This is a genomic window from Paractinoplanes toevensis, from assembly GCF_018332695.1.
GTDB lineage: Bacteria > Actinomycetota > Actinomycetes > Mycobacteriales > Micromonosporaceae > Actinoplanes > Actinoplanes toevensis.
The window spans coordinates 1-22,467 of sequence record NZ_BOQN01000152.1 but is presented as its reverse complement, the minus strand read 5'-3'; the positions used below and the strand labels follow the sequence as shown (position 1 = coordinate 22,467).

General features: G+C 70.3%; 22 protein-coding genes. 11 read left to right on the top strand and 11 right to left on the bottom strand.

Annotated elements, in window-relative coordinates; all coding sequences use genetic code 11:
- Positions 1-328: 328 nt before the first annotated feature.
- Positions 329-1,585 (bottom strand): tyrosine--tRNA ligase, encoded by a 1,257-nt coding sequence (gene tyrS, locus Ato02nite_RS47010; protein ID WP_246608166.1) that lies wholly within the window; start codon positions 1,583-1,585, stop codon positions 329-331.
- A gap of 103 nt (positions 1,586-1,688) precedes the next feature.
- Here tyrS and Ato02nite_RS47005 point away from each other — a divergent pair, with 103 nt between their 5' ends.
- From Ato02nite_RS47005 to Ato02nite_RS46990, 4 genes are all read left to right on the top strand, one after another.
- Positions 1,689-2,450: a polyphosphate kinase 2 family protein gene (locus tag Ato02nite_RS47005; protein ID WP_213013245.1), complete on the top strand. Its 762-nt coding sequence runs from the start codon at positions 1,689-1,691 to the stop codon at positions 2,448-2,450.
- A 104-nt stretch (positions 2,451-2,554) separates the two neighbouring features.
- A complete protein-coding gene (locus tag Ato02nite_RS47000; protein WP_213013244.1) occupies positions 2,555-5,569 on the top strand; it encodes an FtsX-like permease family protein in 3,015 nt (1,004 codons plus the stop codon).
- Positions 5,566-8,592 carry an FtsX-like permease family protein gene (locus Ato02nite_RS46995; RefSeq protein ID WP_213013243.1) on the top strand — a complete coding sequence of 1,009 codons (3,027 nt, stop codon included), beginning with the start codon at positions 5,566-5,568 and terminating at the stop codon, positions 8,590-8,592. Before Ato02nite_RS47000 ends, Ato02nite_RS46995 begins: the two co-directional genes overlap by 4 nt.
- Positions 8,593-8,659: 67 nt before the next feature.
- Positions 8,660-9,931 carry a diguanylate cyclase domain-containing protein gene (locus Ato02nite_RS46990; protein ID WP_213013242.1) on the top strand — a complete coding sequence of 424 codons (1,272 nt, stop codon included), beginning with the start codon at positions 8,660-8,662 and terminating at the stop codon, positions 9,929-9,931.
- Positions 9,932-9,939: 8 nt separating this feature from the next.
- On the opposite strand, the gene Ato02nite_RS46985 is transcribed toward Ato02nite_RS46990, so the two are convergent.
- Positions 9,940-10,824, bottom strand: coding sequence for a LysR family transcriptional regulator (locus Ato02nite_RS46985; protein WP_246608165.1), 885 nt, complete (start codon positions 10,822-10,824; stop codon positions 9,940-9,942).
- Between the two features lie 91 nt (positions 10,825-10,915).
- On the opposite strand from Ato02nite_RS46985, the gene Ato02nite_RS46980 reads away from it, so the two are divergent.
- Positions 10,916-12,298: an MFS transporter gene (locus Ato02nite_RS46980; protein ID WP_213013240.1), complete on the top strand. Its 1,383-nt coding sequence runs from the start codon at positions 10,916-10,918 to the stop codon at positions 12,296-12,298.
- Here Ato02nite_RS46980 and Ato02nite_RS46975 read toward each other — a convergent pair.
- Genes Ato02nite_RS46975 through Ato02nite_RS46965 form a run of 3 tightly spaced genes read right to left on the bottom strand, consistent with a single transcriptional unit; the run spans position 12,251 to position 13,955 of the window.
- Positions 12,251-12,904 (bottom strand): adenylate kinase family protein, encoded by a 654-nt coding sequence (locus Ato02nite_RS46975; RefSeq protein WP_213013239.1) that lies wholly within the window; start codon positions 12,902-12,904, stop codon positions 12,251-12,253. The two genes, Ato02nite_RS46980 and Ato02nite_RS46975, sit on opposite strands and share 48 nt — an antisense overlap.
- A 13-nt stretch (positions 12,905-12,917) precedes the next feature.
- Positions 12,918-13,493: a hypothetical protein gene (locus Ato02nite_RS46970; RefSeq protein WP_213013238.1), complete on the bottom strand. Its 576-nt coding sequence runs from the start codon at positions 13,491-13,493 to the stop codon at positions 12,918-12,920.
- 39 nt (positions 13,494-13,532) lie between these two features.
- On the bottom strand, positions 13,533-13,955 hold the full coding sequence (locus tag Ato02nite_RS46965) for a type II toxin-antitoxin system PemK/MazF family toxin (RefSeq protein WP_246608169.1): 423 nt from the start codon (positions 13,953-13,955) through the stop codon (positions 13,533-13,535).
- Between the two features lie 44 nt (positions 13,956-13,999).
- Here Ato02nite_RS46965 and Ato02nite_RS46960 point away from each other — a divergent pair, with 44 nt between their 5' ends.
- Positions 14,000-14,581 (top strand): nucleotidyltransferase domain-containing protein, encoded by a 582-nt coding sequence (locus Ato02nite_RS46960; RefSeq protein WP_213013236.1) that lies wholly within the window; start codon positions 14,000-14,002, stop codon positions 14,579-14,581.
- Between the two features lie 19 nt (positions 14,582-14,600).
- Here the strand turns inward: Ato02nite_RS46960 and Ato02nite_RS46955 are convergent, their stop codons facing one another.
- A complete protein-coding gene (locus Ato02nite_RS46955) occupies positions 14,601-15,182 on the bottom strand; it encodes a hypothetical protein (protein WP_213013235.1) in 582 nt (193 codons plus the stop codon).
- Positions 15,183-15,400: 218 nt separating this feature from the next.
- Between Ato02nite_RS46955 and Ato02nite_RS46950 the strand changes: the two genes are divergently transcribed.
- Complete coding sequence (locus tag Ato02nite_RS46950; RefSeq protein WP_213013234.1) at positions 15,401-15,601, top strand: DUF6461 domain-containing protein; 201 nt, start codon at positions 15,401-15,403, stop codon at positions 15,599-15,601.
- 65 nt (positions 15,602-15,666) lie between these two features.
- Here Ato02nite_RS46950 and Ato02nite_RS53410 read toward each other — a convergent pair whose 3' ends face one another.
- Positions 15,667-16,704, bottom strand: a complete 1,038-nt coding sequence (locus Ato02nite_RS53410) for a hypothetical protein (RefSeq protein WP_438873125.1) — start codon at positions 16,702-16,704, stop codon at positions 15,667-15,669.
- A 113-nt stretch (positions 16,705-16,817) separates the two neighbouring features.
- Between Ato02nite_RS53410 and Ato02nite_RS46935 the strand changes: the two genes are divergently transcribed.
- Positions 16,818-17,381, top strand: a complete 564-nt coding sequence (locus Ato02nite_RS46935; protein WP_213013231.1) for a GNAT family N-acetyltransferase — start codon at positions 16,818-16,820, stop codon at positions 17,379-17,381.
- Positions 17,382-17,482: 101 nt separating this feature from the next.
- Here the strand turns inward: Ato02nite_RS46935 and Ato02nite_RS46930 are convergent, their stop codons facing one another.
- The 3 genes from Ato02nite_RS46930 to Ato02nite_RS46920 form a co-directional block, all read right to left on the bottom strand.
- Positions 17,483-18,229: a CAP domain-containing protein gene (locus Ato02nite_RS46930; protein ID WP_246608168.1), complete on the bottom strand. Its 747-nt coding sequence runs from the start codon at positions 18,227-18,229 to the stop codon at positions 17,483-17,485.
- Positions 18,230-18,370: 141 nt separating this feature from the next.
- Positions 18,371-18,568, bottom strand: a complete 198-nt coding sequence (locus Ato02nite_RS46925) for a DUF397 domain-containing protein (protein ID WP_213013229.1) — start codon at positions 18,566-18,568, stop codon at positions 18,371-18,373.
- On the bottom strand, positions 18,561-19,436 hold the full coding sequence (locus tag Ato02nite_RS46920) for a helix-turn-helix domain-containing protein (protein ID WP_213013228.1): 876 nt from the start codon (positions 19,434-19,436) through the stop codon (positions 18,561-18,563). The genes Ato02nite_RS46925 and Ato02nite_RS46920 overlap by 8 nt, the downstream gene beginning before the upstream one ends.
- A 176-nt stretch (positions 19,437-19,612) precedes the next feature.
- Here Ato02nite_RS46920 and Ato02nite_RS46915 point away from each other — a divergent pair, with 176 nt between their 5' ends.
- Positions 19,613-20,404: an SAM-dependent methyltransferase gene (locus Ato02nite_RS46915; protein WP_213013227.1), complete on the top strand. Its 792-nt coding sequence runs from the start codon at positions 19,613-19,615 to the stop codon at positions 20,402-20,404.
- Here the strand turns inward: Ato02nite_RS46915 and Ato02nite_RS46910 are convergent.
- A complete protein-coding gene (locus Ato02nite_RS46910) occupies positions 20,316-20,882 on the bottom strand; it encodes a beta/alpha barrel domain-containing protein (RefSeq protein ID WP_213013226.1) in 567 nt (188 codons plus the stop codon). The genes Ato02nite_RS46915 and Ato02nite_RS46910 overlap by 89 nt on opposite strands.
- Positions 20,883-20,942: 60 nt before the next feature.
- On the opposite strand from Ato02nite_RS46910, the gene Ato02nite_RS46905 reads away from it, so the two are divergent.
- Both Ato02nite_RS46905 and Ato02nite_RS46900 read left to right on the top strand, forming a co-directional pair.
- Entirely contained in the window at positions 20,943-21,572 is a 630-nt protein-coding gene (locus Ato02nite_RS46905) for a DNA-3-methyladenine glycosylase (protein WP_213013225.1), read from the top strand.
- A 12-nt stretch (positions 21,573-21,584) separates the two neighbouring features.
- The gene (locus tag Ato02nite_RS46900) at positions 21,585-22,139 is read left to right on the top strand and encodes a hypothetical protein (protein ID WP_246608167.1); all 555 of its coding nucleotides are present in this window, start codon (positions 21,585-21,587) and stop codon (positions 22,137-22,139) included.
- Positions 22,140-22,467 lie beyond the last annotated feature (328 nt).

Below are 22,467 nucleotides of genomic sequence, written 5' to 3'. Positions count from 1 at the left end.
CCCGCCCTCGGGGCACTCGTTTTACTTTACTCTCGCTTTACCGCTTCGTCAAACCCGGGTAATTTTCCGGAAATCACTTACGGAAAGCTCAAGTCCCGCAGAACAGTACACGACGATATGTCGGGACAATTCCTTTGGGTTCCGTCAGGACGGCCGCTCCGGCTGCCCGAAGGCCTCCGTTCGCTCGCCCGTCTCCCTGGCGGCTCGAAAAACTTTACAGGGCCGTGGCCCGGACGCCAAATCGGCCCCCTGCGAGCCGCGTCACAGGGAGCCGATCGGAAACTCAGCCTTCAGGCCGGCCAAGGGTGGCGGGGCGGCGGACGGTAGGTCAGGCTTCGTATTCGACGCCGGCGAAGGTGCGCTTACCCCGCCGAAGTACCAGATAGCGACCGTGCAGCAACACAGCGGGATCGAGAACGGCCTCACCGTCGGTGATCCGTTCATTGTTCAGGTACGCCCCGCCCTCGGAGATCGTCCGCCGAGCTTCGTTCGCACTGGCCACCAAACCCGACGAACGGAGCAATGCACCCAGCGTCGGCAGCTCACCGCGTACGGAAGCAAGGCCGGCCTCGGCCAACGCGGCGCGCAACGTGCCCGCCGAGAGGTCGGACAGCGAACCTCGCCCGAAAAGGGCCTGCGAAGCGGCGACCGCTTGCGCGGCCTCCTCCTCGCCATGCACCAGCGCGGTCACCTCGAGGGCCAGGGCTCGCTGCGCGAGCCGGGCCTGCGGCCGCTCCGCGGTCGCCTTCTCCAACTCCTCGAGCTCCTCGCGCGATTTGAAGCTGAAGTAGCGCAGGTACTGGCTGACGTCGCGGTCGTCCGAGTTGATCCAGAACTGGTAGAAGGCGTACGGCGAGGTCATCTCGGGGTCGATCCAGACCGCGCCGCCCTCGCTCTTGCCGAACTTGCTGCCGTCCGCCTTGAGCACCAGCGGGGTGGTGAAGGCGTGCACCGGCCCGGCGCCGCGGCGGCGCACGAAGTCGACGCCGGCGGTGATGTTGCCCCACTGGTCGGAGCCACCGAACTGCAGGCCGCAGCCATGGCGTACGTGTAGTTGGTAGAAGTCGTTGGCCTGGAGAAGCTGGTAGCTGAACTCGGTGAAGCTGATGCCGGTCTCGAGCCGGTTTCGCACCACGTCGCGGGCCAGCATCTTGTTGACCGGGAAGTGCTTGCCGACGTCACGCAGGAACTCGATCACCGAGGTGGGGCCGGTCCAGTCGAGGTTGTTGACCAGCTCGGCGCCGTTGGCCCCCTCGTAGGTGACGAACGGCCGGAGCTGGGTGCGGATACGCGCGACCCAGCCCTCGATCACCTCGGGCGGGTTCATCGACCGCTCGCTGGACTCACGCGGGTCGCCGATCTGACCGGTGGCCCCGCCGACCAGCAGCAGCGGCTTGTGGCCGGCGAGCTGGAGTCGCCGGGCGGTCACGGCCTGCACGAGGTGGCCGACGTGCAGTGAGGCGGCGGTGGGGTCGAAGCCCACATAGAAGGTCAGGTTTCCGCCGTTGAGCGCTTCGACGAGCGAATCAGGGTCGGTGGAGTCCTGGATCAGGCCGCGCCACTTCAGGTCGTCTACGAGAGTCACACACGGATTCTCTCGCACTGTTGCGTGCACGGGACACCGGGTTTGGCCATGCTGTACGGATGAGCCGCCTGGGTAGCGCCACATCGCCGATAAGGAAGTCAGCATGACTCGCCTCGCCGAGGTCGACCTGTCGGTCAAATTGTCGAAGAAAGAAGGCCTCGAACGGCTCGAGGCCGCCCAGCAACGCCTCCTGCGGCTTCGGCTGCTGCTCGGTGGCCAGCTCGGGGAGCAGAAGATCGGCCCACCCCTCTGCATCCTCTTCGAGGGCTGGGACGCCTCCGGCAAGGGTGGAGCGATCAAACGCCTCGCCGCACCGCTGGACCCCCGGCATGTCCGCGTCTCGCAATTCGCCGCACCCACGTACGACGAGAAAAGGCATCACTTTCTGCAAAGGTTCTGGAACGTCCTTCCCGGTTGGGGAGGCATGACGATCCTCGACCGCTCCTGGTACGGCCGCGTCCTCGTCGAACGCGTCGAGGGCTTCGCCACCGAGGAACAATGGACCCGCGCCTACCAGGAAATCGCCGAATTCGAGCGCACCCTCACCGCCGAAGGCACCATCCTGGTCAAGTTCTGGATGCACGTCTCCCCGGAAGAACAACTCCGCCGCTTCGAGGATCGCGCCGCCGACCCGCTCCGCCGGTGGAAACTCACCGACGAGGACTGGCGCAACCGCGAGAAACGGCCGGCGTACGAGGCCGCCCTGGAGGACATGTTCGCCAAAACCGACAAAAAGCGTGCGCACTGGAAAATCATCGCCGGCGACAACAAGCCGTACGCCCGCGTCGCCGTCCTCGAACACGTCAGCCGTACCGTGGAAAAACACCTCACCAAACGCGGCTACAACGTCCACGACGCCGACTGACGATCGAGCGACGCCGTCCACTGTGGCCAAACCACCAGAAACACGTAAAAGCGCAGCTCGTCGGGTATCCACGACCATGGACCGGTGGCGTACCCTGCCGAGTGATGTTGACGCTCATCGTGGGGGCGGTGCGGACTCGTACCGCACAGGTTCTGGCCGTTCTCGTCCTCACCGCGCTGGCCGCCGCGGTCGCCGCGGCCGGCCCCTGGTTCGCGTTCGCGAGCATGAGCTCGGCCGCCGGGGCCGTCGTCGCCGCGGCCCCGCCCGAGCAGCTGACCCTGTCGGTCCGGCAGACCACCCACATCGACGGCGATCCACAGGCCACCATCGACCAGTTCGTCGCCCGGGTGCGCGACCGGGTCGCGCTGCCGTCGGCCGACCCGGTCAGCGGACTGGTGCTGGCGATGAACGTGACCCGTGGGTCGCTGACCGACAGCATGCCGGTGGCCTACCGCGACCAGTTCTGCGACCACGTCCGGTTGCAGGGACCATGCCCGGCCGCGTCGGGCGAGGTTTCGATCAGTGCGGCCGCCGCGCAGCGGCTCGGACTGCGGCGCGGCGACCAGGTGACCGAGAACTACTCGCTGGGCATCCGGCCGGTCACGTTTCGGATCGTGTCGGTCTACACGCTGGTCGAGCCGGACGGGCCCTACTGGAGCAACCACTTCTTCCGCGCGCTCAGCGGCCTCGACCCGGTGTTCACGCCGATCGGCACGTTCGAGCTCGACCCGCTGGCCGACCCGACCGTCACCTGCGACGTCCGGCTCCCGGAGGGGCTGCTGCGTGGGGACGGCGGATACGACCTCGGCGCGGCTCTGGACACGGCCGGCGCCAAACTCCGGACTGAGCAGCTGGAGCTGTTCAACTCCAGCGGGCAGTTGCTCGCCGCGGTGGCGCGGGACCGGGCGACCGTGCGCACCACGGTCACCGTCGCGCTCGTGCAGGTGCTGATCCTGGCCTGGTTCGCGATCGGCCTGGCCGGCCGTTACACCAGCCGCGACCGGCACGGGGACACCGCTCTGCTGAAGCTGCGCGGCGTCACCCCGTCCGGCATGCTCCGCCTGGCCTGGGGACAGCATCTGGTCCCGCTGGCGGCCGGTGCGATCGTCGGACTGCCCCTCGGCTATCTGGTGGCCCGGCTGCTGGCCGGTCCGGTCCGCAACCCGGCCGACCAGCGGTCGGCGCAGCTGCTGTCGATCGTCGCGGTGGTTGCGGTGCTGGTCGGCGGGCTGGTGGTGCTGGCCCTGCTGGAGGCGCTGGCTCAGCGCCGGTCGGTCGTCGATCTGCTGCGCCGGGTCACGTCGAGTCGCGGCGACTGGAAGTCCGGCCTGATCGACCTGCTCCTGCTCGCGGTCGCGATCGCGGCGGTCTATCAGGCGCGGGCCGGTGACGCCGCGAGCGGACTCGCGCTCGCCGCCCCCGCCCTGGTGGCGTTGGCGGTGGCGGTGCTGCTGGCCCGGGTGCTGGCCCGGGTCGCCGATCGAGGCGGCGGCGCGGCGGTGCGCTCGGGCCGGTTGCGGCTCGGACTGACCGCGGTGCAGGTGTCTCGGCGGCCGGGCACCGACCGGCTGTTCGCGCTGGGCGTCGTGACGGTCGCGATGTTCACCACCGCGCTCGGTGGATGGCTGGCCGATCGTTCGCACCGGGCCGCGCGGAGCGACGCCGAGCTGGGCGCGCAGCGGGTGCTGACCGTGCAGGCCGCCAACCGCACGGTCCTCGAGCAGGCGGTCCGCCGAGCCGACCCACAGGGGAAACGAGCGATGGCGGCGGTCGTCGACACCACCCACCAGCCCGCCGTACTCGCGGTCGACAGCTCCCGGCTGGCCGCGATCGCTCGCTGGCGCCCCGACTTCGGACCGGTTTCCGCACTGCCGGCGGCGATAGCCGACGATCCGGGCCCCGCGCCCCTGCCGGCCGTCACCGGCGACCGGCTCACCGTCAGCCTGGAGCACCTCGGCAACTCGGCGGCCGCCCTCTCGCTCGTGGTGCAGCACGAGGGCACCGGCGCTGCGGTCCGGGTCTCCTTCGGCGCGCTCGGGCCGGGAACGCAGACGCTGAGCGGCCCGGTGCACGGCTGCTCGGCCGCGCCCGGCTGCCGCATCGTCCGCTGGGAAGTGACCGGCCCGGCCGACTCGCAGGGGCGCACCGCGGCGGCCGACTACCCGACCGTCGTCACCGTGCGCGGGCTGACCCAGCAGAACCCACCGGCAACCATCCTGGACGGTGCCGCGCTGGCCGACATCAACCGCTGGCGCGGCGGCACGTTCGGCGCCGCGATGGACATCGACACCTCGCGGGGCGCCCTGCGGATGGCGATCGACGAGAACCTGATCGGCACGGCGGTGACCAACGACCAGGTCTGGGCGGTCGACAACGGGCTGCCGCTGCCGATCGTGCTGGGCGGGGAGCCCCCGGACGACTGGCAGTTCACCGAGCCGGGCCTGGAGTCACTGGGCACCGGGATCACTCCGGTGCGGGTGGCCGGCACCGCCCGGGCGCTGCCGGTGCTCGGCACCAGCGGCGTGCTCATCGACCTCGACGCCTCGCGCCGGATCCTCGGGGACTCCACCGACGACGGAACCTTCCAGGTGTGGCTGGCTCCGGGTGCCGAGCCTGGTCTGATCGGCGCGCTGGAAGCGAACGGGCTGTCCGTCCTGAAGGACGAGTCGGCGGCGGCCCGAGCAGATCGGCTGGAACTACAGGGCCCGTCGGCCGGGGCCCGGTTCGTGATGCTGTGCGGGGCGATCGGGCTGCTGCTCGCGGCGGCGACCATCGCGGTCGCCGGAGCGGTCGACCGGCGTACCCGACTGGACGAGATGGCCGCGCTGCGGGTCCAGGGCCTGCCGCACCGGGTCGCGACGGTGGCGAGCTGGGCCGGCACCGCCGGGCTGCTCCTCGCCGGACTCGCCGGTGGCTTGTTCGCGGCCACGCTGGCCCGTCCGTTCGCCCGGACGACCGTGCCCGGCTTCTCCGACGGCTGGGTCGTGCTCGCCCCACCGAGCCCGCTCGGCACCGTTGCGGTCGCCCTGGCCGGTCTGCTCGCCCTGCTGGTGCTGGGCCTGGCCGGCTGGTTGTCGGTGCGGACCCTGCTGCGGAACCTCCGGGCGGGGGCACGGTGATCTCGCTCGTCCTGGCCATGATCTGGTCGCGTCGTGGCCAAGCGGTCACCCTCGCGCTGCTCGCTCTGCTCGCGGTGGCGGCCGCCGTTGCCTCGCCGGCCTATCTGACCGCGGCCAACCGGGCGATCGCCGTCGGTCAGATCGCCACCGCCGACGCGGCCGAGCGCAGCCTGGCCATGACCGCGGTGCAGAACGACCGGGAAGACGAGGACGGCGGCGGCGGTCAGTTCGACTTCAAGGACATCGGCTCGGCCCTGATCGATCTGCCCGGCTTCACCTACATCTATTCGGCCGAGTTCACCGCGATCGGCATCCAGCCCGGCAAGCAGTACGCCGACCGCTTCGTGTTCCGCCAGGACGTCTGCTCGCACGTCCGGATGGTCAGCGGCCGCTGCACGGCCGTCGAGGGCGAAGTGATCATCGGAGTGGCCGTGGCGGCACGTCTCCATCTGGTGGCCGGGCAGTCGATCACCATGCGGGCGTCCCGATACAGCGACGACCCGGCCGATCCCGGCTACCTCCCGGACGGCAAGCCGAAGAAGCTGGTGATCGCCGGCACCTATCGCGTCGACGCGCCCGAGGACACCTACTGGGGCACCCACGGATACTTCACCGCCGTGTCCGGTGTCGGGCCGGGCGAACCGGTCTTCACCAACGCGGCCACGTTCGCCGTGATCGACCACGGCGCCACCGCCAAGGCTGTCGACGGCGCGGCCGGGCCGCGGGCGCTCGACCCCGATCACCTCGACGAGCTGCGGGCCGGACTGGCCGCGCTGCGATCGGACCCGGCCGAGCTGGGCACGGCGATCGACATCAGAACGCAGATCCCGCAGCTGCTCGACCGCATCGACGCGGGCCGGGCCGCCGCCGACCTGCTGGTACCGGTTCTCGCCGTGCCGCTGGTGCTGCTGGCCTGCTTCAGCATCCTCCTGGCCGTCGGCTACGGCACCGAGGGCCGGCAGCCCGAGCTCGCGGTGGTGGCGCTGCGCGGCTCCCGATGGTGGATGCGGTGGTGGCTCGCGATCGGCGAGAACGTCGCCTCGGTGGCGGTCGGCGCGGTCGCCGGGTGCGTGGCCGGCCAACTGCTGGTCAACGCGATCGCGGCTGCCCGCTTCCCGGGCACCGGCGTCGACTCGGGCTGGAGCTCCCTGCGGTACGCGCCGTACGCCGCGCTGGCCGCACTTCTCGCGGCCGTCCTCGCCCAGCGCCGGCAGCTGCTCAGCCCGGTGGTCAACCTGCTGCGGCGCAACCCGGTCGCCGCCAACGACCCGCGCGCGCTGGCCGGTGAGGCGGTGATCCTGCTGCTCGCGGTCGTGGCCACCGCGCAGCTGGTCATCTCCGACGGCACCCTGACCGGCGTCGGCATGCTGGCCCCCGCGTTCCTGATGCTGGCGATCGCGGTGGCCGGGGCCCGCCTGCTGCTCCCGGCCGTCACCCGGTACGCCGTGCACGCCCTCGCCCGTGGCCACCTGGGCGTGGCCCTGGCCGCCTTCCAGCTCTCCCGCCGGCCGGGCGCTCGGCGGCTCTTCGCCCTTCTGGCCGCCACGATTTCGGTGGCCGGCTACGCCGCCTGCACGATCGATGTCGCCGCCGGTGGCCGGGCGGTCCAGTCCGGCCTCGGCGTCGGCGCCGACCGGGTGCTGAACATCGGCGGCTCGGTCTTCCGCAGCCAACTGCTGACCGCGGTCCGGAACGTCGACCCGGACGGCCGATACGCGATGGCCGCCGTCCGCCTGCCCAGCGCCGGCCACAACGAACCGCTCGGCCTGGCCGTCGACTCGACCCGCCTGGCCGCGGTCGCGAACTGGCCGTCCGGCGCGCCGCCGGCGGCTCAGGTGGCGAGCCGGCTGCGCCCGGACGCCCCGACGCCGCCGATCTTCTCGGGGGCGGGCATCACGATCGAGGCCACCGGCACCGGCCTGGACGACAAGAGTCAGCTCCGGCTCCTGGTCGCGGTCTCGTCGACCGATGGCTCGGGCGACGCCCTCGTGCAGCTCGGCAAGATTCGCAACGGACGATTCCGGTACAGCCAGAGCGTCGACGTGTGCCGGACGGGCTGCCGGCTCAACGGCCTCCAGGTCGTGGCGGCCACCACGATCACCGAGGTCACCGGCCAGCTGGTGATCAACAAGCTGAACACGCCCGACCCGGCCGGCCCGCTCTTCGAGCCGGCTCGCTGGCGGATGGCCAAGTACGGCACCCTCACCGGTGACCCGGCCGGGCTCCGGATCAGCCTGGACGCCCCCGACGGCCTGGCCGGTGGCGCCTGGATCAATCCGGCCGACGCTCCGTACCCGCTCCCCGTCGCCTATTCCGGTGCGGCCCCGCTCGCCGGTTCGATCACCGGAGCGGGCGGCGGTCCGCTGCCGGTCGAGACGATCGGCGAGCTCCCGGCCGTGCCCCGGCTCGGCCGCCACGCCACCCTCGCGGACCTGGAGTGGGCCGACCGGCTGGCCACCGACGCCGGTCGGGCCCTGGAGCCCCAGGTCTGGCTCGGCCCGGACGCACCGGCCGACATCATCGACCGCCTCTCCGTGCAGGGGCTGACCGTCGTCGGCGACACCCGCGCCGAGCAGGTCCGACGCCAGCTCGACGAGCAGGGACCGGCACTGTCGCTCTGGTTCTACGTCCTGGCCGGCGCTCTGTCGGTGCTGCTCGGAGGGGGTGCGCTGGTGCTGGCCGCGACGGTCGACCAGGCGCGCCGGGTCGAGGACCTGTCGGCGCTGCGCGGCCAGGGCCTGAGCCGCCGCCGACTCGCCTGGGCCACGAGCTGGACGTACCCGATCCTGGTCGCGATCGCCGCGGTGGTCGGGCTGGTCGGCGCTCTGGTCACCTGGCTGGCGACCGGCTGGGTGCTGCCGCTGGCCGGCGTCGACCCACCCGATCTACCCCTCCCGACGTGGCCCGGCCCGCTCCCCGTGATCGGCACGACCCTGGCGGTCTTCCTGGTCCTCGTCCTGGTGGCCGCAGCCACCGGGCGCAACCTGCGCCGCCGGGTTGTCAGGAAGGAAAAACCGGTGTGACGACTTCTAACCGAACCACTACCGGTCCGAGATCGATTTGGGAGCCGGCGGGACACACCGTTGTGGGGTGACTGCCCTCATCCGACGCGACCCGCTGCGCTCGCTTCGCCTGTTGTTCCTGGCGGCGATGGTGCTGGTCGGCGGCATCTCCCTCGGCCAGGCCGCGCTGACGCACGCGTCGGACGGTGCGATGGCGGTGGTCGCGGCCGTACTGGCTGCGGTCTTCGTGTTGCGGGTGGCCGAGCTCCGGCGCGGTGCGCTGGTGCCGTTCGCGGTGGATCTGCTGGAACTAGCGGCCGTCGCGGTGATGGTGTTCCAGGTGCGGGAGCAGGACCCGGTGGTCGGCCCGATCTTCTTCGTGCTGCTGTTCCGGGCCGCGACCGGCCGGTTGCGGCGACTGCTGCCGATGATTGCCGGCTACATCGGGGTGTGCCTGACCGGGTTCGCGGCCGCGGACATGCGGTTGATGCCGGGCACCTACATCGGCATGCTGATGACGCCGCTGCTGGTCTACGGCATGCGGCGGCTGCTCATGCACATGGAGAGCGAGCAGGCACGGCACGAGCAGTTGCTCGCCGACGTGCTCAGCCGGATGCCGTTCCCGGTCGTGGTGACCGGCGCGGACGGCGAGGTGGTGCTGGCCAACCGGGCCGCGACCGAGCTGACCGGGCCGCTCGGCGACGTGCGGGCGACCCTCGAGGACGGCACCCCGGTGGATCTGCACCGGCTGATGCCGGGTGAGTCCGGTCTGGAGCTGCGGATCGTCCGGGGCGACGGGCGGGTGGTGCAGGTGCTGGCCGAGACGGTGCAGACCGTGCACGGGACGATCGTGGCCCTGCAGGACGTGACCGCGCAGCGCGGCTACGAGCGGCGGCTCGAGCACGCCGCCTACCACGATCCGCTGACCGGGCTGCCGAACCGGGCGCTGCTGTGGCGGCGGTTCGCCGAGGCGGCCGACGGGCCGTACGCGGTGCTCCTGGTCGACCTGGACGGCTTCAAGGCGGTCAACGACACGTACGGACATCTGGCCGGCGACGAGTTGCTCTGCCGGGTCGCGGAGCGGCTGCGGCACGTGTGCGGGCCGGACGCGACGGTGGCCCGGCTGGGCGGCGACGAGTTCGCGGCGCTGCTGCCACACACGGACGCCGAGCGGGCCGCGACGGTGGCGGCCGAGGTCCGCCGGTGCTTCGACTGGGCGATACCGCTGTCGACCGGCCCGGTGCGGGTGGGCGGCAGCGTCGGCTCGGCGCTGGGCGGTCCGGGCCTCTCCCCCGACGCGGTGCTGGCCGAGGCGGACGCCGCGATGTACGTGGAGAAACACAGCCGCGTGCACAACTGACCGAGGCGTCACGCCGGGTCGGCGGTCAGCGCGCTCACCGTCCGGCGCACTCCCTCGCGCAGCCAGCGGTGGGCGCCGTCGGCGTCGTAGCGCTGGTGCCAGGCCATCGACAGCTGGATCGGTGGCAGCTCGACCGGAGCCTCGACCGCGACCAGGCCGAGTGACGCGATCGTCTCCCGGCCCATCGTGCGCGGCATCAGGCCGACCAGGTCGGTGCGGGCGACCACCAGCATCGACGCGGCGAAGGTCGGCACGGCCAGGGCGACGGTCCGGCGCAGGCCGTGCTCGGCGAGCGCCTCGTCGATCGGGCCGGTCAGATGGCCTCGGCGGGAAGCGCTCACATGACCGGCCGCCGCGTATTCCGGCAGGGTCAGCGGGGCGGCGGCCAGTGGGTGCCCGGGCCGCACGACCGCGACGACCCGGTCGGTGAACAGGTGCTCGACCCGGATCTCCGGTGGTGCGTCCGGCACCACCCCGATGTCCAGGTCGGCGAGGCCGTCGCGCAGCTCGTGCCCGTCGGCCGAGGGGGACTCGCCGAGGAAGCGCAACGACACGCCGGGTGCCGCGGCGCGCAGGAAGGCCAGCAGGCCGGGCCCGACCGAGATCGACACGTCCTCGCCGAGGATCGAGAAGGTGCGGTCCAGTGAGCCGAGATCGGGCGGTCCGGGCGGGGTGAAGACCGCCCGGGTGCGCTCGACCAGCGCATGCACCTCGGTGCGGATGTCCTGGGCGCGCGGCGTCAGCACCATCGCACGGCCCGACCGCACCAGGATCGGGTCGCCGATCACCGCCCGGATCCGGCCGAGCGCCCGCGACGTGGCCGGCTCGGAGAGATGCAGCCGCCGGGCGGCACCCCCGACGCTGCCCTCTTCGAGGAGGGCATCGAGCGCCACCAGCAAATTCAAATCCAATTGCACCGTACGCAACTCTCAGTTGTGAAGCATGCATTTGACGTTAGATCACCTCGATCCTAGCGTCGAATTCATGAGGAAGACGCTCGCACTCATGTGCGCCGCCGTGATCACGCTCCAGGCGCTGGTCTCGGCGATCAACCTGGCCATCCCGCAGCTCGCCGCCGGCGACCTGCACCCGACCGGCAGCCAACTGGTCTGGATCGTCGACACCTACGTGCTCGTCTTCGCGGCCGTGCTCATCCCGGCCGGCGCGCTCGGCGACCGGCTCGGCCGCAAGGGAGTGCTGCTCGCCGGCCTGCTGCTGTTCTCAGCGGCCAACCTGGTCAGCGCGCTCGCCCCGACCGTGGCAGTGCTCCAGGCCGGGCGCGGTCTCGCCGGGGCGGCCGCCGCCCTCGCCCAGCCGGCCACCCTCGCGCTCCTGCTCAACGACACCCGGCCGGAGCGGCGGCCGCACGCCATCGCACTCTGGACCACCGCGCTCGGCCTCGGCGGCATGGCCGGCAACCTGATCGCCGGGGTGGTGCTGCGGTACTGGGGGTGGGCGGCGCTGTTCGCCGTCTTCGTGCCGGCCGCGCTGCTGCTCGCGGCCGGGATCGCCGCCTGGGTGCCACGTGTACCGCGGCACGACGCGAACGTCGACCCGATCAGCACGGTGCTGCTCACCGGCGGGCTGTTCGCCCTGCTCTACGGAATCATCGAGGGGCCCGAACGCGGCTGGGGCTCGGGGCCGGTCATCACCGGGTTCGTGACGGGCGCGTCGCTGGTCACGCTCTTCACGGCGTACGCAAGAAAAGCGCGACGGCCGCTGCTGGATCCCCGCGTCTTCGCCGTTCCGACGGTCCGGGCCGGCGCCATCGGCGTGGCCGTCGGGTTCTTCGCCCTGTTCGGCCTGTTCTTCGTGAACGCCCAGTTCCTGCAGGACGTCAAGGGCTACTCGACGCTGGTCACCGGGTTCGCGACCCTTCCCCTGGCGCTCGGCATGGGCCTGGTCACCCGGCGGGCGGTGCCGCTGACCGAGCGGTTGGGTGCGCGCGCGATGATCGGTTCCGGTCTGACGATCATCGCGGCCGGACTCCTGCTGCTGTCCACGACGGACGCCGCCACGCCGTATCCGCTGTACGCGGTCTACCTGTTCGTGATGGCCGTCGGCATGGGTGCGTGCGCGCCCGCGCTGACCGGCGGCATCCTCGCGGGACTGCCGCCGGCGCAGGCCGGGCTCGGCTCGGGGATCAACTCGGCGTCGCGGGAACTCGGTGCGGCGCTCGGCATCGCGCTGATCGGCACGGTGCTCAACGAGCACCACGCGCTGCGCTCGGCCGCCGATTTCACCGCCGGAATGGTGACGGGTTACCGCATCCTCGCCGGAATCCTGGCTCTCGCCACCGTCGGGGTGGTCCTGATGTGGTCAGACCGTCGCCTTGTAGGCCGGGAGATGCAGGGCGTCGCGAATTGACGCCTGGACCTCCTCGGCCGGCGGCCGTGCGTCGATGTCGTGCACGTACTCCTTGCGGCGGAACAGCTCCAGGACCGGGCGGGTCTTCTCGTTGTAGTCGCTCAGCCGGGCCTCGAGCGCCTCCGGGGTGTCGTCCTCCCGGGTGATCAGCTGGTGGCCGCAGATGTCGCAGCGACCCGGCTCCTTGGGGCGGTCGGCGATCAGGTTGTAGTCCATGCCGCAGTTCGGGCAGAGCCGGCGGCTGAGCACCCGGCGCCGCACCTCGTCCTCGGGCAGCTCGAGGTGGATGACCCCGTCGATGTCGTAGCTCTCCATGAAGAACTCGGCCTGCCGGCCGTTGCGGGGGAAACCGTCGATGACGAAGCCGTAGTTCCAGTCGTGCTGGTCGAGCCGCTCGCGCACCACCGACTCGACCAGATCGTCGCCGACCAGCTCGCCGGCGTTCATGGTGCGGCGCACGTGGGCGCCCAGCTTGGTGTGCTTCTTGACGTGCCAGCGGAAGATGTCGCCGACCGAGATGTGCACCAGGCCGAGGTCGTCGCAGAGAAGCTCGCTCTGGGTGCCCTTGCCGCTGCCCTGAACACCCATGATCACGTACTTGCGCATCGGTTGGCCTCTCTCAGTCGGTCGCGCCGAGCCGCAGTTGACCGGACGCCGGGCGCCCGGTCAACGTAGTGGGGTCGATGCTCCAGGCATCGGCCACCCGGAACACGTCCCGCTCACTGATCAGGACAGTGGTGTCCTCGTCCAGCTGCGCGGGCAGTCCCGCGTCCCGCTCGGCCGGGCCGGGCTCGCCGAACCAGGACGTCACCTCACCGCTCTGCCCCACATAACCGAACGAGCGGATCAGCTCGCCGTCCACGGCCCGCTGCCAGCGATGCAGCTCGGTCACCCGATGGGTGGCGAAGAACTGCACCTCGGTGTGCAACTCGGCGGAGAGCGCGATCACATCGACCGATCCCGCGATGAAGCGGCGGCCGACCGCCAGGGTCCAACGGGTGTCCCGGGCGCCGGGCAGCGGCGGGGTCACCGCCACCCGGTCATCGGTCAGGTGGGCCAGGTCGATGCCCTCGCGCCACGGCACGGGGCCCAGGTCGCGCAGGCCCAGCGCCTCGAGGACGGCGGACGCGTCGTCACCGGCCACCGCCAGCCACGCCTGCTTGCCGCCGAAACCGACCATCACCTCGTTGCCCATGGGCACCACGCTATCCGGAATGCGCGCCGGGCTGTCCGGTCAGGCCCAGCCGTACTCCTTGCGCAGTTTCCCGGCGACCTGGTCGAAACGGCCGCGATCGAGGATCGCGCCCTCCCGGCGGATGCCGGTGTGGTCGACCTCGATCACCCGGTCCAGGCGCACCCAGCTCGGCCGGGACTCGCGGTCCCAGGAGCCCGGGCCCAGCCCGAACCAGTCGCGCTGACCGTCCCGCTCGCTCTGACTGGACAGCATCAGCCCGAGCACCCGGCGCCCCTTGCGCCCGACCACCAGAACCGGCCGGTCCTTACCCTGCGACGCGTCCTCCTCGTAGGGCACCCAGGTCCAGACGACCTCGCCCGGGTCGGCGTCACCGTCGAGACTCGGCGAGTACTCCAGGTGGCGGCCGCGTGGCTTCTCCTGCTTGACGGCCGGCGGCTTGGCCGGTGTCAGCTTCCGGAACAGTGACGTCAGTATGTTGGGCACCGCAGCACTCTAGGCTCCATCGGGTGACCCCGAACATCGAGGCGTGGCAGGCCTGGCATCCCCGCGTCGTCACCGAGCGGCTGGCCGGTGTGGCCACGCCCTGGTACGTCGCCGGCGGCTGGGCGGTCGACCTGCACCTGGGCCGGGTCACCCGGGAGCACGAGGACCTGGAGATCGGGGTGCCTCGGTCGCGGTTCGCCGAGATCGCCGGGCGGTTTCCGGAGCTGGCCTTCTACGTGGCCGGCAGCGGGCGGGTGGTGCCGGCCACGCCGTCCGCCCTCGACACCGAGCATCAGACGTGGGCACTGGATCCGGCGGCCGAGTTGTGGCGGTTCGACGTGATGCGCGAGCCACACGACGGTGACACCTGGATCTGCCGACGCCACGCTCGCCTGCGACGGCCGTACGCGGAAATCGTGCTGACCGGCCGCGACGGAATCCCCTACCTGAGCCCCGACGTGGTCCTGCTCTTCAAGGCGAAATACGGCCGTCCGAAGGACGAGGCCGACCACGCCGTCCTGGCCCCGGCCCTCACTGCCGCCCAGCGCACCTGGTTGAACGCCGCCCTGGACCTGGTCCACCCGGGCCACCCCTGGCGAACCTGACCCGGGCGGCGCTTCCGGGTTACGAGATGGCCATCGGGCCGGTCGTGCCGGTCACCCGCCACCCGCTGCCGGGCTCGTTATGCACGACGTAGGTCAGCCAGGTAGCGCCGAGGCAGGCGACGAAGCCGTTGATACCGACCCGCACCTCGTGGTCGTCACCGTTCACCGTGGCCAGAGTGATCAAGATGCCGTCATCTTTGACCTGCGCGCAGCCGTTTCTCGTCTCGATCACGGCGGTCCGGTCGGGGATGAATGCCACCCGGGCGAGGGCGGAAGTAATTTGGTGCCGGGTGTCCGGCCCGATGGGCTCGCCCCGTTCCGGCTTCCCCATCGGGTCACTGGCGTCCGGATACGCCTGGTCGAGCACGTAGACCGTCTCGAAGGTCCGGTCGGGGAAGGAGTTCTCTGACGGCGTACCGAGGTATCTGCGCAATACCTGCACGTAAACTTCGGCTTCCTTGGCTTCCTCGGCTTCCGCCGGCCGGTCTCCGGCCGACGCATCCGCGGTTGGCGAGGCACTGACCTCGGTTTCGCGGGCACAACCCGCCGTGGCCGCCGCCAGCAGTCCGGCAACGATCGCGATGACAAGCATGCGCCGCATCGAGCACTCCTCCACGCCGTGACCTGAGTTGCCGTCACCGATCGGACGAACGTTGTGCGCATCAGGTTCCGGTCGGGGTGTACGAGAGTCCGCGCCGCGATACCGATGAGGCCCGCAAAGCTGGCCGCTTCTTTCACGATCTACTGCTGTATGCGGCGGCGATCCGGTGCCGTCCGGGCCGATGGTGACACCGCAGCCGACTGACCAGGCCACCGGCGGTGAGTGCGGCCGGCTTCGTCACGGATGGTCAGGACAGCGACAATGCCGACGCGACCGAATGCGCGTTCGCGTTGACCGAGCGCCTCACCGGAGTGCCGATGACCGCCGCATTACTGCACTCGGCAACATACGTCGTCACTGCAGCGACCGGATCGCGGCAGATATGGAGCGTCCTGATCGGAATCCGCTGTGATCAATGACGAAGTCGGCGTAGCTTGCGGATGTGTCCAACTCCCGTCGCGGCCGGTTTCGTTGGCGAACACGCCTACGGCGGAATCTTCCGCAGGTATTCGTTGATTTGGGTATCGCGGGCAAGGCCTCGAGCGACTGCGGGGCCCACGAGTGGTACCGGGCGAACGACGAGGCCGAGCATTGCTACCACTGCTCGGTGGGATACCGGCCATACGATGCCGAGCATCTCGGCTTCATGGATCGCAACCAGATGCGGTCGTGCGGCACGCAGACGTAGCGAGCGACGCGCGGCATGTGCGGATATGGTGAGCGGGTGGCCGCTCGCATCACCGAACTGATCCTGGACGCACATGATCCTGAGCTGCTGGCGCGGTTCTGGTGCGAGGTATTGGGCTATGTCGAACTGCAACGTGACGGCGAGGATATAGAGATCGGTCCGCCCGGGGTTGGTTTCGGCGGCCCGCAGCCCACGATCGTCTTCAACCGCACTGACGAGCCCAAGGCCGGCAAGTTGCGTCTGCACATCGATGTCAACGCCACCGATCGGGACCAGCCGGAGGAACTGGAGCGATTGCTGGCGGCTGGTGCTCGGGTAGCCGACATCGGCCAGACCGGCACGGAGCCATGGCATGTTCTCGCTGACCCTGAAGGCAACGAGTTCTGCCTCCTGAAGCGTCGAGTACCTGAGGTGTAGTAGATCGCGGACACCCGGGACGCCAGCCTCTGTGGGGCCGGCACTTGGCTGGGCAGCAGTCGACGCGATGCGGTCCATGGTGACGGGCGGGATGGGCAGACTTGAGCGGGTGAGCGATTTGATCTGCCCGGTGCGGAGGAGCTGCCGCTTGCGGTGTTGGTGCGGCTGGCGAGGCGGGAGGTCGAGGACGACGACGGCGAAGTTGCGATGCCGGCTCTTTCCGCCCTGCATCGGCGACCGTCTCGGGAGGTCTTCGACCGTGCTGTCGCGCTCGTGAGTGACAGTGACGTCACGCTTCGGGAACTGGGCATGCGGATCCTGCGGGAACTCGGTGATGAACAGCCCGGTGGACGGCGGCCCTTCCGCGAGCAGACGGTTGCGCTGATGCGGGCTCGACTGCGTGACGAGACGTCGCACACCAGGAAGTGATCGGCGAGGTTCGGAGGCTGCTCGGCTACGCCTTCGAGCCGGGCCCGGATCTGGCCGTAAAAGCGTTGGTTCTTTCCGCCCATTTAGATCAAGATGCGCTCGTGGATGCCTATCTGGATACCGAGCGCCTCACTTTGCGTCGCTTCACCGCTGCCGACGCGGATTTGCTGATCGAGCTGGACAGCGACCCGGCCGTCATGCGTTATCTGACCGGTGGCCGGCCGACCACGCCGGAGGAGATTCGCGAGCGCGACCTGCCCAGCATTCTCGCCGGCTACGAGAGGTGGGGCGGTGACCTCGGGCTGTTCGCGGCGCACGACCAGGAGCGCGGTGCGTTCGTCGGCTGGTTTCTTCTGCGGCCGGAGCGGGGCGGGCCCCTGGACGAGGTCGAGCTCGGTTACCGGCTGCGCCGGGCGGAGTGGGGCAAGGGGTACGCGACCGAGGGCTCGCGGGCCCTGCTGACCAAGGCTTTCACGGAGCTTGGCGTGCACACGGTCTGGGCCGCGACGATGGCCCTCAACGACGGTTCGCGGAAGGTGATGGCGAAGGTCGGCATGACGATGACCGGCACGCTCGACACTCCCCCGGACATGCGGATGGTCGAGGGTTCCGAACTCGGGGGCGTGCGGTACGCGATCACCAAGGAGCAGTGGGAACGGCAGTAGCGATGTGGCGGGCCCGCCCGCAGCGGGCGCGCGGAGGGTGAGTTTCGCCTGGCTGGAACTGAGTGCCAGTGGACTTTTCGCTGCGCGTACGGGAAAAGGTCTTAGTTTACGAAGTCCTGGGTCAGCCAGGTTATGCCCTTGCTGTCCCGGACGACGCTCAGGCCGATTCGCTTGAAGCCGGAGTTCAGCAGGTTCTTGCGGTGGCCGTCGTTCGGGGGGACCTCGGCCAGCATGCTGTCGGTCAGGCCGTTGGCGGCCTTGATGATGTCGGCGTCGCTCGAACCGCTGGAGCCGAAGCCGATGTTCTCGCCGGCCGAATTCCATTTCACGCCCTGCGCGCTGAAGCGCTCACCCAGGCCCTGCTCGCCGGAGCACTGGTGCTGGAGGCCGCAACCGTTGATCATCAGCTGGTTGTGCAGGGCGGATGCCTTGGAGAGGTCGGCGTTCAGGGTGAGGATGCCCAGGCCCTCGTCGGCGCGGGCGTCGTTGATGTGCGCCAGCACCGCGTCGAGGATCGCGTCGCCGGTCTTCGGAGCCGAGGCGGCCTTTGTGGCGGTCTTCGTCGGCTTCACGGTCTTCCGGGTGGTGACGGTCTTCTTGGGGGTCGCGCTGGGGGACGGCGATTGGGTGGCCGACGGGGATGGGGTCGGCGTAGTGGACGGGGAAAGCGGCGCGTCGACCGGTGGCGTGGCGTCGGTGGTGGTCGTCGCCTCGGCCAGCGGACGGTCGGCGCTGGCTGGTTCGGCATCGGCATGGCGGCTCAGGCCGATGACCGTGAACCCGGTTCCGATCACCACCGCGGTGGCGCCGGCCACCAGCGTGTAACGGATACGGGACGCGGCGGACATCGACACGGGAGGGCACCTCGGGCTGGTGGGTGGCGGGCAGGGAACGGTGCGACCGGTGGGGACGGCGCCCGTTCACTATGGGTGCGCTGCTCGATGCGCACCGCCCGGCTAATCAGCCCTTAAGAAAAGGATCACGGAGACCTAAAACTCGCCGGCCTTCACGCCCTCGACGAACGAGCGCCAGTCGGTGCGGGTGAACACCAGGGCCGCACCGTTCCGGTTCTTGGAGTCACGGACCGCAACCACCCGCGGCAGGTTCACCGCGACCTCGACGCAGTCGCCGCCGTTTCCGCCGCTGCGGGTGCTCTTGTGCCAGACGGCACCGGACAGGTCAATCATCGGTCTCCTTGATGATCGCGGCGATAAGGTCGTCCGACTCGGCCTGGCTGAGCGCGACCTCTTCGAGTTCGACCCAGATCGATTCGTACGTCTCGACTTCGGCGAGTTTATCGAGGTAGAGGGCTCCGGTGAGGCTCTCGCAATAGATGGTTGTCGGTTCCGGCGAGGCGGTGCCGACGGCCGGGAACTCGAGGATGGTGAACTGGCCGGAGCTGGCCGCCTTGTGCGGGCCCGCCCCGAACGGGATGACCCGGACACCGACGTTGGGCCGGGTCGAGATGTTGACCAGGTGCGCCAGCTGTTTGCGCATGCCGAGCCGGTCGGGAATGCCGCGGCGCAGCACGCCCTCGTCGAGGATCACTTCGAGGCGCGGCGCCGCGGGCCGGTTGCGGATCAGCAGGGATTGCCTTTCCAGGCGTACGGCCACCGCGTTGTCGACCGCGGCGGTGTCCGCGCCGATCCAGTGGCCGAAGACGCACTCGGCGTACTCCCGGCTCTGCAGCAGGCCCGGGATGACGCCCGGCGCGAACGATCGCAGCCGGCCGGCCGCCTGTTCCATCCCGACGTACAGCTCGAACCAGCCGGGGACCACGTCGCCGTACGCGTGCCACCAGCCTTTGGCCTTCGACTCCTGGGCGAGGCCGATGAGCACCTCGGTCATCCGCTGGGTGGCCCGGTACACCGTGCACATCGCGATCACGTCATGCTTGCGGACCGGGACCTCGCCGTTCTCGATCCGGTACATCCGAGCTCGGGAGAACTCCAGCTCCTCGGCGGCGGCCATCAGCGAGATGCCGGCCTGCTCGCGCAGTTGCCGCATGAGGCGCCCGACCTGGCGGCGTGGAACGGTCGACCCGGTCTCGGACATGCGACTCCTCTGTTCGAGTGTCTCGAACGAGACAGTTCAGATGTCTCGATCGATACGGCGAGAATCTCTGTCCGAGATTCCCTTGTCGCTAACCGTAATGAGCTGATCGCTATTAGTGAATGCCAAAATGCGAGTGGCTCTCGCCTCGGTCGCATGATCCAATTAGGATCCTGGCCATGACCGACAGGTTCGACACCGGTGTGGCCCACCCGGCGCGGCGCTACAACTACTGGCTCGGCGGCAAGGACAACTTCGCGGCCGACCGGGAGTCCGGCGACCTGCTCGCGAAGTCGTACCCCGCGGCGCGGATCGCCGCCCGGGCCAACCGGGCGTTCCTCGGCCGCGCGGTGGGTTACCTCGCCGCCGACGCCGGCATCCGCCAGTTCCTCGACATCGGCACCGGGCTGCCCACCGCGGAGAACACGCACGAGGTGGCCCAGCGGATCGCCCCGTCCAGCCGGGTGGTCTACGTCGACAACGACCCGATGGTGATGGTGCACGCGCGGGCGCTGCTGACCAGCACGCCGGACGGCGAGACGCGGTATCTCGAGGAGGACCTGCGCAACCCGGAGAAGATCCTGGAGCAGGCCTCTCTCATCGACTTCAGCAAACCGGTCGGGCTGGTCCTGGTCGCGGTCGTGCACTTCCTGTCCGATCAGGACCAGGCGCGCGAGATCGTGCACACCCTGCTCGGCGCGCTCCCGGCCGGCAGCCATCTCGTGATGACCTGCGCCACCACCGACTTCCTGACACCGGAGCTGAAGGCGAACTGGGACGAGTCGCTGCGCACCGGCCGCTCGGACGTCCACCCGCGCACCCGGGCCGAGTTCGACCAGTTCCTCACCGGCCTCGAGGTGATCGATCCCGGCGTGGTGCCGATCAGTGAATGGCGGCCGTCGGACGCGCAGGAACGGCCGACCCCGGTCGAGGCGTCGCTGTTCGGCGTGGTGGCACGCCGTACTCGGTGAGCAGTTCCCGCTGCCGGGCGCGCGCGGCGGGACCGGGACGACCGGCCGACAACCGGTAACGGGCCAGGCGGTAGCGGACCTGACGCGGCGTGGTGCCGGTGAGCGCGGCGACCTGGGCGACGGTGAAGCCCTCCCGGACGTACCAGTCGCGCAGCAGGTGCTCGGGCAGCGGGTCGTCCCGCGAGCCGACCACGAAATAGGTGCGCGCCGGCTCCAGCACCGAGGCGGCGACCAGGCGCTCGCGCACCGCGTCGGGCGGAAGTCCCAGCTCGGCCGCAAGCTGGGCGACGAGCAGGCCGGCCCGCCAGCGGGCGATCAACTTTTGCTGGGCGACGAACGGGCCGGACCCGGTGATGCCGTAGCGGTGCAGCCACGAGTATCCGGCCGCGCGGCTCAGCCCCAGCCGCTGACCGACCTGCCCCGCCGGCAAACCTTCACCAATCACCCACTGCTGGAGCAGATCGGGGTCGGGCCGCATACCCCTGATCTTGCCTCGTCCGCAATAGTTGCCGCTGAACAATCGTGAGACCCTGGACGGGTGGACTACCCGTGGCTGCACCTGCCCGCGACCGCCGTGGACGAGACGGCCCGCACGCTCCTCGGCTGGCGACTCACCGCGAACGGGGTGACCGTGCGACTCACCGAGGTCGAGGCGTACAGCGGCCTCGGCGAGGACCCGGCCAGCCACGCCCACCGCGGCATGACCGCCCGTAACGAGGTCATGTTCGGCCCGGCCGGCCGGCTGTACGTCTACCAGATCTACGGCATGCACTTCTGCGCCAACATCGTCTGCGGCGAGCCCGGCCGGGCGGCGGCCGTGCTGCTGCGGGCCGGCGAGGTCACCGACGGCCTGGAAACGGCCCGGCAGCGCCGGCCGGCCGCCCGGCGCGACAACGACCTGGCCGCCGGGCCGGCCAAGCTGATGCAGGTTCTGGCCCTGGACCGTACGGCCAACGACACCTCGCTGATCGACGGCACCGGTCCCGCCGTTCTGTCTCCGCCGGATTCGCCCACCGGGACGATCGCCGCCGGACCCCGGGTCGGCGTGACGTCGGCGCTCGACGTGCCATGGCGTTTCTGGATCGCCGGCGACCGGACGGTCAGTGTCTATCGCCGGCACACGCCGCGTCGGCGGGAAACCGCCCCGCGGGGCCGTGCCGGCGGCTAGCGTCCAGACTTGATGATCCCGCATCGGTTGTTGGTCGTTCTCAGCGCGATGTGCTCCGCCGGCATGCTCTGGTCGGCCGTGCTGATCGCCGGCCTGCTCGCCGGCGTGCGCCTCGTGCCCACCCCCGCCGCGGTCGGCGTGGCCGCCGTGCTGACCGTGCCCGGCGTGATCGCCGGCGTGCTCGGCAACCGCTGGGCCTACCGCACCACCCGGCCGCGGGTCCGCTGGAGCCTGACCTCCTGGGTGCCGCCGCACGTGCCGCACTGGGCGGCGATGCTCACCGGCGTGGTCTTCTTCGGCTTCTGGCTGTCGGTGGTTCTGGCGTTCGCCGCCCTGGACGGCCGGGCCGAGATGCGCAACGGCCAGTACGTGATCGAGAACAACGGCCGGACCACCGTGATCAACCAGTCCGACTACGACCGCCAGCTCGACCACGAGCAGCAGATCTCGCTGGGCATCCTGGGGGCGCTGGCGGTGGGTGGCACGTTCATGACCGCCGCCGTCCTGACCCACCACGCGGCCCCGGAGCCCACCCACACCCAGTCGGCCGGCCTCCCCCTCGCCTAGCGAGACCCCAATTCGTGCAGCGAAACCTGGGCTTGGAGATGCACGCGGCTTCTCGGCGGGCGTCCCGCATCGCGGGAGCCCGATCCTGCCGGGCGGGAATCGCCCCACATCCCGAGCCTGACTGCGGCCAAAGAACATGACATGCCGTATATATCTGGTGCTGCCGACGCGGCGCGGCTCGCCCTTGTGGAATAGCGGTGCGGAGCGCGCAACAAGTCCGCAAGATCCACGGTCGGGGCGCCTAGACACCTTTTGAGGTCAGGGTCGCGAGAATCAAACCTTTCCAGTACGGGAGACGCGTCACCAGCCGCAACATCACCCGACCGCC